This is a genomic window from Micromonospora alfalfae (genome assembly GCF_022230925.1).
Lineage (GTDB): Bacteria > Actinomycetota > Actinomycetes > Mycobacteriales > Micromonosporaceae > Micromonospora > Micromonospora alfalfae.
In genome coordinates this window covers 188,688-201,791 of record NZ_JAKKFH010000001.1, presented here as the reverse complement: position 1 = coordinate 201,791, position 13,104 = coordinate 188,688, and the positions used below count along the sequence as shown (strand labels likewise).

Annotated in this window: 13 protein-coding genes; 10 read left to right on the top strand and 3 right to left on the bottom strand. The window is 71.8% G+C overall.

The features are described 5' to 3' along the window. The first annotated feature begins 254 nt into the window (after nucleotides 1-254). The 7 genes from MED01_RS00930 to MED01_RS00900 all read left to right on the top strand — a co-directional run bounded on the left by MED01_RS00930 (nucleotide 255) and on the right by MED01_RS00900 (nucleotide 6,599). The gene (locus MED01_RS00930) at nucleotides 255-881 is read left to right on the top strand and encodes a DUF559 domain-containing protein (protein WP_238666619.1); all 627 of its coding nucleotides are present in this window, start codon (nucleotides 255-257) and stop codon (nucleotides 879-881) included. Between the two features lie 373 nt (nucleotides 882-1,254). Next, nucleotides 1,255-1,920 carry a response regulator transcription factor gene (locus MED01_RS00925; protein ID WP_238666618.1) on the top strand — a complete coding sequence of 222 codons (666 nt, stop codon included), beginning with the start codon at nucleotides 1,255-1,257 and terminating at the stop codon, nucleotides 1,918-1,920. Then, nucleotides 1,917-2,981, top strand: a complete 1,065-nt coding sequence (locus tag MED01_RS00920) for a sensor histidine kinase (protein WP_238666617.1) — start codon at nucleotides 1,917-1,919, stop codon at nucleotides 2,979-2,981. The genes MED01_RS00925 and MED01_RS00920 overlap by 4 nt, the downstream gene beginning before the upstream one ends. Before the next feature lie 74 nt (nucleotides 2,982-3,055). After that, nucleotides 3,056-4,066 (top strand): threonine ammonia-lyase, encoded by a 1,011-nt coding sequence (locus tag MED01_RS00915; RefSeq protein WP_238666616.1) that lies wholly within the window; start codon nucleotides 3,056-3,058, stop codon nucleotides 4,064-4,066. Next, nucleotides 4,063-5,193, top strand: coding sequence for a D-alanine--D-alanine ligase family protein (locus MED01_RS00910; RefSeq protein ID WP_238666615.1), 1,131 nt, complete (start codon nucleotides 4,063-4,065; stop codon nucleotides 5,191-5,193). The genes MED01_RS00915 and MED01_RS00910 overlap by 4 nt, the downstream gene beginning before the upstream one ends. Further along, complete coding sequence (locus MED01_RS00905; protein WP_238666614.1) at nucleotides 5,190-5,867, top strand: M15 family metallopeptidase; 678 nt, start codon at nucleotides 5,190-5,192, stop codon at nucleotides 5,865-5,867. Before MED01_RS00910 ends, MED01_RS00905 begins: the two co-directional genes overlap by 4 nt. Nucleotides 5,868-5,924: 57 nt before the next feature. Next, the gene (locus MED01_RS00900) at nucleotides 5,925-6,599 is read left to right on the top strand and encodes an RlpA-like double-psi beta-barrel domain-containing protein (RefSeq protein WP_112622053.1); all 675 of its coding nucleotides are present in this window, start codon (nucleotides 5,925-5,927) and stop codon (nucleotides 6,597-6,599) included. 47 nt (nucleotides 6,600-6,646) lie between these two features. On the opposite strand, the gene gabT is transcribed toward MED01_RS00900, so the two are convergent. Then, a complete protein-coding gene (gabT, locus tag MED01_RS00895) occupies nucleotides 6,647-7,954 on the bottom strand; it encodes a 4-aminobutyrate--2-oxoglutarate transaminase (RefSeq protein WP_238666750.1) in 1,308 nt (435 codons plus the stop codon). A 27-nt stretch (nucleotides 7,955-7,981) separates the two neighbouring features. After that, entirely contained in the window at nucleotides 7,982-9,418 is a 1,437-nt protein-coding gene (locus tag MED01_RS00890; RefSeq protein ID WP_238666613.1) for a gamma-aminobutyraldehyde dehydrogenase, read from the bottom strand. Nucleotides 9,419-9,560: 142 nt separating this feature from the next. On the opposite strand from MED01_RS00890, the gene MED01_RS00885 reads away from it, so the two are divergent. Further along, on the top strand, nucleotides 9,561-11,000 hold the full coding sequence (locus MED01_RS00885; protein WP_238666612.1) for an aldehyde dehydrogenase family protein: 1,440 nt from the start codon (nucleotides 9,561-9,563) through the stop codon (nucleotides 10,998-11,000). A gap of 18 nt (nucleotides 11,001-11,018) precedes the next feature. Here MED01_RS00885 and MED01_RS00880 read toward each other — a convergent pair whose 3' ends face one another. Beyond that, nucleotides 11,019-12,260, bottom strand: coding sequence for an SUKH-3 domain-containing protein (locus MED01_RS00880; protein ID WP_238666611.1), 1,242 nt, complete (start codon nucleotides 12,258-12,260; stop codon nucleotides 11,019-11,021). A 78-nt stretch (nucleotides 12,261-12,338) separates the two neighbouring features. Between MED01_RS00880 and MED01_RS00875 the strand changes: the two genes are divergently transcribed. Next, a complete protein-coding gene (locus tag MED01_RS00875) occupies nucleotides 12,339-12,761 on the top strand; it encodes a YbaB/EbfC family nucleoid-associated protein (protein WP_238666610.1) in 423 nt (140 codons plus the stop codon). Further along, nucleotides 12,758-13,090 carry a hypothetical protein gene (locus tag MED01_RS00870; protein ID WP_238666609.1) on the top strand — a complete coding sequence of 111 codons (333 nt, stop codon included), beginning with the start codon at nucleotides 12,758-12,760 and terminating at the stop codon, nucleotides 13,088-13,090. The genes MED01_RS00875 and MED01_RS00870 overlap by 4 nt, the downstream gene beginning before the upstream one ends. The last annotated feature ends 14 nt before the right edge of the window (nucleotides 13,091-13,104 follow it).

Sequence of the window (13,104 nt, the reverse complement as noted above, 5' to 3'; positions counted from 1 at the left end):
CCTCTATGGGGTCCTGGATTGGTCAGCCTGCTTCCATGGCTACTCAGTTGTGGCGTACTGACGCACTCATGCGGCAGCTCACCGTCGGTCGGATCCGTAGTCGGCTCGACCGCGAGGAGTTGCACCGCGTACGCAGAGGGGTCTACGCCGACCAACCCTGCAGCGACGATGACACGCTGCGTGCACTGATGCTCCGGCTACCCGATGGGGCGATGTTGGCGGGGCAGAGTGCCGCTCGCCGATACGGCTTCGGGGTGCTGCGCGACGATCTGATTCACATCCAGTTGCCCGCCGAGGTGCAAAAGCCGCGTCTGCCCGGGGTGATAGTCCACCGGACGGTCCTACCCGCTCGGCCCGTCTTCGTTGGAGATCTGCCCTGCGTGCCAGCGGCTCGCTGTGCAGTCGACCTGGCTCGCGCCGTTCGGCGGCTCGACGCACTCCCGGTGCTCGACGCCGCGCTCCGGTCGGGCTTGGTCACCCAGGACGACCTGCTGGCCGAGGTTGCGGCACACAACGCATTGCGTGGTGTGCGCCAGGCCCGGCAACTCATACCGCTGGCGGACGGTCGGGCGGAGTGCCGACAGGAAAGCCAGTTGCGACTGATCCTGATCGACGGAGGGCTGCCCCCGCCGGAGCCGCAACTATGGGTGGCCGACCGCCATGGCATCCCCCTGTACCGGCTCGACCTGGGTTACCGCGAACACCGAATCGGCATCGAGTACGACGGACTGTCGCACCTGGACCGCGACCGGCTCAGGCACGACCGGGAACGGGTCAACTGGCTGGATGCGGCCGGTTGGCGGATGCGCTATTTCACCGATCGTGACCTCTACCGCCGCCCCCAACACATCAAAGCCACCATCCGAGCCGCCCTCTCCTAACCCCGCCCCGCCCCCGTCGATCTTGCACTTTCTGCCTCGACGAATAACGCCATCGGGACATTTGGGCAACACAAAGTGCAAGATCGGCGGGGCGGGGCGGGGCGGGGCGGGGCGGGGCGGGGTGGACTTCAGGGCGAGGGCACGGGGTGGGGTCTCTTGTGAGGCAGCTCATCTTTGGATGGCAATCTCCGTGGTCGGTGGGGACGGACGACCCAGATGAACTGACACGGGCACGAAGTCGACCGAGACTGGCTTGCGGTGGTTTGCCCGCTGGACACCCGCGTGGAGGATGGCTGCGACGGGTGCTTACAGAACCCTTAACCCGGGCCTGCGACGGTATGCCGGGCAAGCCGAACTCGGGGGAGCGGAAAACGTGCGGGTGCTGGTGGCGGACGACGAGCGGTTGTTGGCGGACACGGTGGCCGAAGGGCTGCGACGTCTCTCGATGGCCGTCGACGTCTGCTACGACGGTGACGGTGCGCTGGAGCGGGTCGGGGTGAACCGGTACGACGTTGCGGTGCTGGACCGGGACATGCCCGGACACACCGGCGACGAGGTGTGCCGCAGCATCGCCGACTCACAGGTCGGCACCCGGGTGCTGCTGCTCACAGCGGCGGCCGGCATCCGGGACCGGGTGGAGGGTCTCGGCCTCGGCGCGGACGACTACCTGACCAAGCCGTTCGCCTTCGCCGAGCTGGTGGCCCGGGTGCAGGCCCTCGGGCGACGGTCCACGCCGGCGCTGCCACCGGTGCTCGCCCGGGACGGCCTGGCGTTGGACGTGGGCCGGCACCTGGCCACCCGGGACGGCCGTCCCCTCGCGCTGAGCCCGAAGGAGTTCGCTGTGCTGCACGTGCTGCTCCGCGCGGACGGCCAGGTGGTCAGCGCCGAGGAGTTGTTGGAGCAGGCCTGGGACGAGTTCGCGGACCCGTTCACCAACGCCGTACGGGTCACCGTGATGACCCTGCGTAAAAAGCTCGGCGATCCCGCGATCATCCACACCGTTCCGAAGGCCGGCTACCGCATCGGCGGCGCGGCGTGAGCTGGACGCCCCGACGTCGGGTGCTGCTGGTGGGGCTGCTGGCGCTGCTGGCCGGTCCGGTACTGCCGGCGATGGGGAAGTGGCTGTCGGGGTTCACCTGGACCTGGGGGCAGCAGCTCTGTGATCTGCCCGTGCCCGGGTTGGCGACGGTGTGCGGCAACGTGCGGCCGGGTGCGTTCATGCTTCCCCTGGTGGCTGTGCTGCTCGTGACGGTGGCCGTCCTGGGGGGCCTCTGGTTCGCCGCTGTGTGGTGCCTGCGTCCGGTCGCTGACCTGGCCGGGCCGATCGGGCATCTCGGCCCGCAGAACCTCGGTCACCGGATTCGGCCCCGGGGCAGCGATGAGCTGGCCCGGCTGTCCCGGGCGATCGACGAGATGATGGAACGCGTCTCCGCCGGGTACGAGGGGCAGCGGCGGTTCGCCGCTAACGCCTCGCACGAGCTGCGGACGCCCCTCGCCGTGCAGCGGACGCTCATCGAGGTCGGTATGGCCAGGGCGCTCACCGGTGAGCAGTTGGAGCTGCTGACCAGTCAGCTGTTGGAGACCAATGAGCGCAACGAACGACTGATCGAGGGCCTGCTCGCGCTCAGCGAGAGCGACCAGGGCCTCCGATCGCGGATACCGCAGCGGTTGGACACGATCGTCGAGGCGGTGCTGGCTGGATACCTGGACCGGGCCCGGGAAGCCGGGATCACAGTGGAGACCCATCTCGTACCCCGGGTCGTCGTCGGTGAGCGGGTGCTGCTGGAACGCCTGGTCACCAACCTGGTGGAGAACGGGATCAAGTACAACCGGCCGGGCGGCTCACTGACCGTCGTGGTGAGCGGCGTGCCCGCGCTGTCGGTGGTGAACACCGGTCAGCCCGTACCGGCCGAGGCGGTGGCCGGTCTGTTCGAGCCGTTCCGCCGACTCGCCCGGGACCGGACCTCGCAGGGCGGTGGGGCCGGCCTGGGCCTGGCCATCGCCCGTTCGATCACCCAGGCCCACGACGGCATCATCGCGGCCCGGCCCGCCGAGTACGGCGGCCTACGGGTCGACGTTCAGCTACCCACCTTGACCTGACACTTCCACCCTCAGTCACCGGGGTCCACGTACCGCTGGATCCCGCCTGTGGTGTGCCCGAAAAAGGAGAGACGATGACACGCACCGTTGGCCAGGTCCGGGCCGATGTCGAGGAGGCCAGCCGCTGGCTTTCCGGCCGCGTGGTCCGTACCCCCGTGCTGCGCTCCCCGGTGATCGACGAGCTTGCCCGGGCGCGGGTCCTGCTCAAGGCGGAGAACCTTCAGAACGGCGGCTCGTACAAGATGCGGGGCGCCCTGCGGGCGGTCGGCCGCCTCGCGGTGGCCGGCCACACCGGGGTGATCGCGCAGAGCACCGGCAACCACGCGGTGGCGGTGGCGTTGGCGGCGCGGCAGCACGGGCTCGCGGCGACAGTGGTGCTGCCTGTCGACGCGGCATCGACGAAGGTCGACCGGGCGCGTGCTGCGGGAGCGCGGGTGGTGTTCGCCGGCACCAGCGTCGAGGAGCGGGTGGCGGTGGCCAACGGGCTCAGCGACGAGAGCGGCCACCCGGTCGTCGACGCGTACGACCACCCGGACGTGATCGCCGGGCAGGGCACCGCGAGCCTGGAGCTGATCGAGGACGCCGAGCGCGCGGGGACGCCGTTGGACGCGCTTGTCGTACCGGTGGGTGGTGGTGGCGGGGTGGCCGGCGCGTGCCTGGCCGCCGCCGGGTCCGGCATCGATGTGTACGGCGTGGAGCCGGTGGGTTGCGACTCGCTCGCCCGCAGCCTCGCCGCAGGTGTACGCGTGCCGGTGTCGCCGGCGCCCACCATCGCGGACGGGCTGCGGCCGTCCTGCGTGGGGGAGCTGCCGTTCGCCATCGTGCGGAACACGCTGCGCGCTGTCGTCCGGGTCGACGACGACGAGATCGCGGCGGCGTTCCGGCTGATCCTGACGGAGCTCAAGGTGCTCGCCGAGCCGTCCGGGGCGGCGGGACTGGCCGGCGCTCTCCGGCTTCCGCCGGACGCCGACCGGCAGCGGACGGTGGGCGTGGTGCTGACCGGCGGGAACGTGGAGGAGGCGCTGGTGGCCCGCTTGATGGCCCCGCGATCCGCCGACCTGGCTGAGGAAGGGGCGGTGGCGTGAGCGCGCCGGTTCGGATCGGAATCCTGTTCGGTGGACCGTCGGCGGAGCACGAGGTCTCCTGTGCCTCCGCGCTCGGGGTGGCCCGGGCGCTCGCCGGTGGCGGCTACCGCACTGTCGCCATCGGCGTCACCCGCGGCGGCGGCTTCCGGCTGATGCCCGACGCGCTGCTGGCCGAGTTGCGCGACCGACCGGCCGGCGAGCGGGCCATCGACGACCAGTTGGTGGTGACCGGTCCGGCTGTCGAGTTGCGGGCCGGTCCTCGTCCGGGTGTCGTGCAGGTGTCCGCCGGTAATGCCCCCGGCGCTGTGCACGCCGAGCTGGACGTCGTCTTCCCGGTGCTGCACGGCCCGTACGGCGAGGACGGGGTGGTGCAGGGGCTGCTGGAGTCACTGAACGTGCCGTACGTCGGGTGCGGCATCCTCGCCTCGGCGGTCGGCATGAACAAGGTGGCGATGAAGCGGGCGCTGCGCGCCGAGGGCATCCCCGTCACCCCGTACGTGTCGTTCGACGCGCACACCTACCGGGCTGTCGACGACCCGGAGAAGCTGGTGACCGGGCTGAGCCGGCCACTGTTCGTCAAGCCGGCCAGCATGGGCTCGTCGATCGGCATCTCCCGCGTCGGCGAGGGTGACGACCTGGCCGCCGCCGTGGAGGAGGCGCTTCGCCACGACCAACTCGTCATGGTCGAGCAGGGCGTCGCCGGCCGGGAGTTGGAGTGCGCGGTGCTCGGTGGCTGGCGTCCCGAGGCGTCGGCGGTGGGCGAGGTGCAGGTCAGCGGCGGCTGGTTCGACTACCAGCAGAAGTACTTCGGCGACGCCGACCCGATGATCGTCCCCGCCGTGCTGCCGGACGAGGTGAGCGCTCGGGTCCGCGAGCTGTCGCTGCGCGCGTTCGCCGCGATCGGCGGTTGGGGTCTGGCCCGGGTCGACTTCTTCTACGACGAGACGACCGGTGAGCTGTACGTCAACGAGCTGAACACGATGCCCGGCTTCACCGCGCACTCGATGTACCCGAAGGTGTGGGCTGCCGTCGGGGTCAGCTATCGGGAGGTGGTGGACCGACTCGTCGAGTTGGCCCGGCTCCGGCATGCGGAACGGTCGGCGAGCACGGCGGGGAGCATCCGATGATCCTGCTCTCCGACCCCCGGGTGGCGGCGGTGCCCAGCGCCGACGACGGCGACGAGTTCGTGGACCTGCGTGAGCTGCCGGAGTTGCGGCTCGACGGCCGGGCGGCCGACCCGGCCGGGGCGTACGCAAGGTTGCGGGCCGGTGTCGTGGAGCGGCTGCTCGCCGCGCAGCGTGCCCTGCCCGGTGGGCTGCGCCTGCTGGTGGTCGAGGGCTACCGGCCGTACCAGGCGCAACTGGCCATCTTCACCGGCTACCGGGACGAGCTGCGCCGGCGGCACCCGGACTGGTCGCCGCAGCGGCTGCACCGGGAGACCACGAAGTTCGTCTCACCGGTCGAGGTGGCCCCGCACAGCACGGGCGGCGCGGTGGACCTGACGATCTGCACGGACGACGGTGTGGAACTGGACCTGGGCACTGCCATCGACGCCACCCCGGAGGACAGTGCCGACGCCTGCTTCACCGACGCGCCGGCGATCGGCGGCACCGCCCGCCGGCACCGGCAGATCATGGTGGACGCCCTCGGCGGCGCGGGGATGGTCAACTACCCGACCGAGTGGTGGCACTGGTCGTACGGCGACCGTTACTGGGCGCTGATCACCGGGGCCCCGCGCACCCGGTACGGGCCGGTGGACCTGGCCGCCGCACGATCGATACCCGTGCCGGCTGAACGGTAGGACGCTCCGGTCCGTACCGGTGAGTGAAGGACACCACCGAGGACGGGAGTGACGGCGATGAGGGTGCAGCGCAGGCACGTGCTGGCAGCGAGCGTGGCGGTGCTCGCCGCGGTGGGCGTGTCGGTGGGGACCAGCTTCGGTTTCGCCGACACGGCCCCGGCGCGGTCGTCGGTCTGCTCCGGCTCGGTCACCTTCTCCGCTGAGGGTGGGGCACCGGCGGCGACCAGCGACCGGTTCCCGGTGGGTACCCGGCTGCGGGTGACCAACCTGGACAACAACCGGGCTGCCACTGTGACGGTGACCGGCCCGTCGGGCAGTTGCGTGCTGCTCAACGCGGCGGCCATGGAGCTGGTCCGCGAGCCGGGGAAGAACGTGATCCGCCGCAACGTGGTGGAACGCGTCGACGGCGCTGCCCCGCCCGCCGGCGCTCCGGCCCCCGGCACCGTCCGTCCGGGCGCCGCGTCTCCCGGCGCGCCCGGCCCGGCGCCCCGGTCGGCGTGCTCCGGGGCGATCACCTTCTTCGAGGAGGCGGCCGGACCGGCGGCGACCAGCGGACAGTTCCCGGTCGGCACCCGGCTGCGGGTGACCAACCTTGACAACAACCGGGCGACCACTGTGACGGTGACCGGCCCGTCGGGTAGCTGCGTGCTGCTCAACTCCGCAGCGATGGAACAGATTCGCGAGCCGGGCAAGAACCTGGTGCGCCGCAACACTGTCGAAGTGCTTCGCTGACCTCGGCGGAGGGGCCCGTGCACCGGGCCCCTCAGCCACTCAGCCACTCAGCCGAAGGCGGCGTCGAGCAGGTCCGCGCCCCGGCTGAGCTGTTCGTCGGAGATCACCAGCGGGGGCAGGAAGCGCAGCACGTTGCCGTACGTGCCGCAGGTCAGGGTGAGCAGGCCGGCGGCGTGACAGGCCGCCGAGATCGCCGCCGTGGCGACCGGGTCGGGGGTGAGGGTGCCCGGCAGCACCAGTTCCACGGCGAGCATCGCGCCCCGGCCGCGTACCTCGGCGACCCGGGGATCCCGCTCGGCGACGGCCCGCAGCCGGGGGACCAGCACCGACTCGATCCGTCGGGCCGCACCGGCCAGGTCCAGCTCGTGCATTGTCTCGATGGTGGCCAGGGCGGCGGCGCAGGCGATCGGGTTGCCGCCGTACGTGCCACCGAGCCCACCGACGTGCACGGCGTCCATCAGCTCGGCCCGACCCGTCACCGCAGCGAGGGGCAGGCCACCGGCGATGCCCTTGGCCACTGCCACCAGGTCGGGTTCGACGCCCTCGTGCTGACAGGCGAACCAGTCCCCGGTGCGGCAGAAACCGGTCTGGATCTCGTCGGCGACGAAGGCCACCCCGGCCGCCGTCGCCCACTCCCGCAGCGCGGGCAGGAAACCCGGCGCGGGTACGACGAAGCCACCCTCGCCCTGGATCGGCTCGATGAGCAGCGCGGCGACGCTCTCCGCGCCGACCTGCTTCTCGATCATCTCGATCGCCCGGGCCGCCGCCTCCGCGCCGGAGAGCCCGCCATCGCGCAGCGGGTACGACATCGGCACCCGGTAGATCTCCCCGGCGAACGGCCCGAACCGGTGCTTGTACGGCATGTTCTTCGCTGTCAACGCCATGGTCAGGTTGGTCCGACCGTGGTACGCGTGGTCGAACACCACTACCGCCGGCCGCCCGGTGGCGTGCCGGGCGACCTTGACGGCGTTCTCCACCGCCTCCGCGCCGGAGTTGAACAACGCCGAGCGCTTCGCGAACCCGCCGGGCGTCAACGCGTTGAGCTGCTCGCACACCGCCACGTACGACTCGTACGGCGCGACCATGAAGCAGGTGTGGGTGAATCGTTCCACCTGCGCCCGGACCGCCTCGACCACCCTCGGTGCCGAGTTGCCCACGCTGGTGACGGCGATGCCGGCGGCGAAGTCGATCCACTCCCGGCCGTCCACGTCGGTGATCGTCGCGCCGGACGCGTGGTCCACGTAGGACGGGATCACACTGCCGACACCCCGGGCCACGGCGTCGCCGCGCCGCTTGTGCAGCTCCTCGGACGTCGGCGCGGCGCCGCTTGTCGTTCGCGACCGCGGGGCTCGCAGACCCGGCTCACTCCTCGCGCTCACGGTTCAGCCCTCGATGTTGTGCATGACGTGCTTGATCCGGGTGTAGTCCTCCAGGCTGTAGACCGAGAGGTCCTTGCCGTGCCCGGAGTGCTTGAAGCCGCCGTGCGGCATCTCGGAGACGAACGGGATGTGCGTGTTGACCCAGACGCAGCCGAAGTCGAGTCGGCGGGTCATCCGCATGGCCCGGCCGTGGTCGCGCGTCCAGACCGACGCGGACAGGCCGTAGTCGACGCCGTTGGCCCAGCGCACCGCCTCGTCCTCGTCGGAGAAGCGCTGCACGGTGATGACCGGCCCGAACACCTCGTCCTGGATGATCTCGTCGGCCTGACGCAGCCCGGAGACCACCGTCGGCGCGTAGAAGTAGCCGCGTTCGCCGTGGCGGGACCCGCCGGTCTGGATCGCCGCGTGGTCCGGCAGACGGTCCACGAAGCCGCTGACCCGGGTGAGCTGGTTGGCGTTGTTCAGCGGGCCGTAGAGCACGTCGGCGTCGTCCGGGGCGCCGGTCTTCGTGTTGCGGGCCTGCTCGGCGAGCGCCGCCACGAAGTCGTCGTGGACGCCGGGGCCGGCCAGCACCCGGGTGGCCGCCGTGCAGTCCTGCCCGGCGTTGAAGTAACCACCCAGCGCGATCGCCTCGGCCGCCGCCTCGACGTCCGCGTCGTCGAAGATCACCACCGGGGCCTTGCCGCCCAACTCCAGGTGGGTCCGCTTCAGGTCGGGGGCCGCCGCGGCGGCGACCTCCATGCCCGCGCGGGTCGAGCCGGTGATCGACACCAGCTGCGGGGTCGGGTGCGACACGAGGGTACGACCGGTGTCCCGGTCGCCGCAGACCACGTTGAACACCCCCGGCGGGAAGAACTCGGCGGCGATCTCGGCGAGCAGCAGCGTCGACACCGGCGTGGTGTCTGACGGCTTGAGCACCACGGTGTTGCCGGCGGCGAGCGCGGGGGCGATCTTCCAGACCGCCATCATCAGCGGATAGTTCCAGGGGGTGACCTGCGCGCAGACGCCGATCGGCTCACGCCGCACGTAGGAGGTGTGCCCGGCCAGGTACTCCCCGGCGGACCGCCCCTCCAACATCCGGGCGGCACCGGCGAAGAACCGGAACTGGTCCACCGCCGGGGGAAGTTCCTCCTCGGCGGTGAGCTGGCGGGGCTTGCCGGTGTTGCGGACCTCGGCGTCGACCAGCTCGGCGGCGCGTGCCTCCACGGCGTCGGCGAGCTTGAGCAGTGCCCGCTGCCGCTCGGCGGGGGTGACGTCCCGCCAGCTCTCGAACGCGGTGGCGGCGGCGTTCATCGCCGCGTCCACGTCGGCGGCGCCGGAGACCGGGGCCTGGGCGAACACCTCACCCGTGCAGGGGTCGACAAGGTCGGCGTAACCGCCATCGGACGGGTCGACGTAGGAGCCGTTGACGAAGTTGCGCAGCTGCTGCTGGTCACTCATGAGGGATCACTCCGAGGGGGCCGGGGGCGCGATTCTGCGGCGGTTATCGCAATCTCTCTGCCATCTTCGCTACTGAATTCGCGGCAGACAAGGGTTATCGCGACTGTTTCCGTCGGCTGATCGCTCGGCTACTCTGCTCGGCGTGGAGCCCGCAGCCTTCTTCGTCGCCTCCCGCCCCGCCACCGGCGAGGGTGAGTTGACAGTCCACCACCCGTACGACGGCCGCCCGGTCGGGCGTACCACATTCGCCACCCCCGACCAGGTCGACGCCGCCGTCGCCGCGGCGGCCGGGGTGGCCGCGCAGGCCGCGGCCCTGCCCGCGCACGCCCGCGCGGCGGCCCTCGACCACGTGTCCCGGCGGCTCGCCGAGCGCGCGGGCGAGATCGCGACCCTGATCACCGCGGAGAGCGGCAAGCCGCTCAAGTGGGCCCGCGCCGAGGTCGGGCGGGCCGTGTCGACCTTCCGCTGGGCCGCCGAGGAGGCCCGCCGCTTCTCCGGCGAGTTGCAACGGCTCGACACCGACCCGGCTGCCGGCGGGCGGATCGCCCTGGTCCGCAGGGCGCCGCGCGGGCCGGTGCTGGGCATCACACCGTTCAACTTTCCGCTCAACCTCGTCGCCCACAAGGTGGCGCCGGCCATCGCCGTCGGCGCCCCGATCATCGTCAAGCCCGCGCCCGCGACGCCCCTGACCGCGCTGCTGCTCGGCGAACTGCTGGCCGAGACCGACCTCCCGGCCGGGATGTTCTCGGTGCTGCCGCTGCCCAACGACCGCGCCGCCGAACTGGTCACCGAACCCCGGCTACCGGTGGTGTCGTTCACCGGCTCCGGGCCGGTCGGCGCGGCCATCCGTCGCGCCGCGCCGAACAAGCACGTGACGCTGGAGTTGGGCGGCAACGCCGCTGCGGTGCTCTGTGCGGACTGGACCGCCGACGAGGACCTGGACTTCGCCGCGCAGCGCATCGCGACGTTCGCCAACTACCAGGCCGGCCAGTCGTGCATCGCCGTCCAGCGGGTGTACGTGCACCACGCCCGGTACGCCGACTTCCTGCCCCGGCTGGTGGCGGCGGTGCGGGGGCTGCGCACCGGAGACCCCGCGTCCGAGCTGACCGACGTCGGGCCGATGGTGACCGAGGACGCGGCCCGCCGGGTCGAGACGTGGGTGGCCGAGGCCGTCGCCGCCGGCGGCACCGTCGAGGTGGGCGGCCTCCGCGACGGCGCGACCTACCCCCCGACCGTCCTCACCGGCGTGCCGGCGAACGCAAAGGTAGTGGCCGAGGAGGTGTTCGGGCCGGTGCTGGTGGTCACCCCGGTCGCCGACGACCAGGCCGCGTTCACAGCGGTGAACGACTCGGCGTACGGCTTGCAGGCCGGCGTCTTCACCCGGCGCCTGGACGTCGCCTTCGCCGCTGCCCGCGCGCTGGAGGTGGGCGGGGTGATCATCGGTGACGTGCCGTCGTACCGCGCCGACCAGATGCCCTACGGCGGGGTGAAGGGCAGCGGCGTCGGCCGGGAAGGGCTGCGCAGCGCGATGGACGACTACACCGAGCCCCGGGTCATGGTGCTCACCGGCCTCGCGCTCTAGGCCGGCAACACTGCCGGGCTAGTCGGCCTGCCAGGTGCCGTCGTCGCGAACCCGGGCGGGGGCGCGGCCGAGCAGCAGGGTGGTCAGCGCGGCGTCGATGGTGTCGCCGAGGAACCACTCGCCGGCCTGGTCGAGCGCGAAGACCCGGCCGCGCTCGTCCACCGCCAGGATGCTGTCCTGCTGCTCGGTGCCGATCGGAAAGAGGCGTACGCCGAGCACCGCGCCGAAGTCCGCGAGGGTGTCTGCGGTGTGCGCGATGGTGTGCGGGCGGATGTCGAAACGGGAGATCCACACCTGCTCGCCCCGGCCCCGCCGCGCGCCCACCAGGCTGGGGAACGCGGTGAGCGCCTCCACGGCGGCCGGAAAGACCTCGTGCCGATTGTTGCGCCCCGGCACCGAGGTGACGTCCCGTACGGCGGCGGCGGCCATGATCTGATCCCCGATGTGTGGCCGCCAACCGGCCGCTACCAGCGCGTTCGCGACCTCTGCGGGGAACCGCCCAGGATCGGGGTCCGGCACCTTCGGCGCGGTCCAGGTCTCGGTGTAGGCGCGGGCGGACTCCGGCAGGACGTTCGCCCGCACCAGGAAGGCGATGCACGAGTCGCAGGGCCGCTCGGCGGGCCCACCAGCGGGATCGCCCGGCTCGCGGATCCGGAAGATCTCGAAGCGCGCGCCCTCCAGCAGCGCCGCCGCCTCGGCCCGCCCCATCGGCGCGATGCCCTCGGCGGCGCGCCGGTGGTCGTACTCGTGCAGGACGTCGGAGACCACTATCAGCTCGGCGTGAGCCGCCCCGCCACGAACCAGCTCGCCGGGGGGCAGCTGGTCGAGATAGTCGCGGACCAGCGGGTGATGGTTGAGTGGCACGTCGGCCTTCGTGCCCTGGGCCGTCCAGATCCGTCCGTCGATGGTCAGGTGCGCGGCGGTGTTCGGGGTGGCACCCCGATGGATCTCCCGGACCAGCAGGCTCGACGGGTCGAGAGTGCGGGGAGCTGTCGGCCCGGTGGGTTGGCTACGCCGGTACAGCTCCGCCACCACGGTGCTCGGCACCCGGGGCCAGGTGGTGACCGTGCCGGTCTGCTTGTCGATGACTGTCGTCGGCAGGTCACCCGGCACCGTGCGCACCTCGGTGGGCACGACGGACGTGATGACCCACCCCAGGTCGAACTCGTCGACCATCGCTGTGCACTCGTGGCCGAGGCGCTGCGAGTCACGGCGGGCCCAGGTGGCCGCGAGCTGCTCGGCCTGTTGACGGTCGATCACGCATCGAAACTACCGGACTACATGGATCGATGGCGGCCGGTATTGTTTCGCTCTACCGACGGTGACGGGAGGGCGGCGGTGGACGAACAGGCAGATCGGGGCGTCAATCGCGAGCTACGGGCCCGATTCGACGACGTTTATGGGCAATACCAGCAGCTCAGATCCGGTTTGGACACCCTCCAGACGCGACTCGCCGCGCTGCGCGTGACCCGCCGGTCGGCCGACGGGCAGGTGACGGCGACAGTGGGCGCGCAGGGCCAGTTGATCGAGGTCGCGCTGACGCCGGCCGTCTACCGGGACCGCGACGCTGACGCGCTCGGCCGAAAGGTCACCGAAACGATCCGGACCGCCGCGACGGCCGCCGCAGACGCCACCCGCGACCTCGTCGCGGAGAGCATGCCGGCCGGCTCCGGGGCGACGGACTTCCTCAAGACCGGCGATTACGCCACTCTGCTCGGTCGGGCCGACGCCGTACTCGGCAAAGGTGAGGCGAAGCCATGACCGACGGGCAGCTCTGGCTTGATCCGTCCCGGGCCCGCCGGGGCGGTGCCGACCTGGCGCTCGCCGGCGAGGCGGTGACGGCCCGTCGGGCGGCGGAGGGCAGCGCGATCGAGGCCGCCAGCGGTGCCCGGCCCTGGGGTCGCGACGACATCGGCGCCGCCTTCGAGCGCAACTACAGCGGGTTCGAGCAGACAGTGCTGCGAGCCTGGGCCGGCGTCGGGCACCGGCTCACCGAGCTGGGCAGCGACGTGGTCGAGGCGGTCGACGCGAGCGTGCAGACCGACGGGGCCAACGCCGTCCGGGTCGGCCGGGCCGCCGACCGGCGCTGACAGCCGACGATCCC

What these genes read in the sequence shown, in the direction of transcription:
- MED01_RS00900 (WP_112622053.1), top strand. Translation starts at nt 5,925, where the DNA reads ATGAGGGTGCAGCGCAGGCACGTGCTGGCAGCGAGCGTGGCGGTGCTC.
- MED01_RS00905 (WP_238666614.1), top strand. Translation starts at nt 5,190, where the DNA reads ATGATCCTGCTCTCCGACCCCCGGGTGGCGGCGGTGCCCAGCGCCGAC.
- MED01_RS00915 (WP_238666616.1), top strand. Translation starts at nt 3,056, where the DNA reads ATGACACGCACCGTTGGCCAGGTCCGGGCCGATGTCGAGGAGGCCAGC.
- MED01_RS00890 (WP_238666613.1), bottom strand. Translation starts at nt 9,418, where the DNA reads ATGAGTGACCAGCAGCAGCTGCGCAACTTCGTCAACGGCTCCTACGTC.
- MED01_RS00870 (WP_238666609.1), top strand. Translation starts at nt 12,758, where the DNA reads ATGACCGACGGGCAGCTCTGGCTTGATCCGTCCCGGGCCCGCCGGGGC.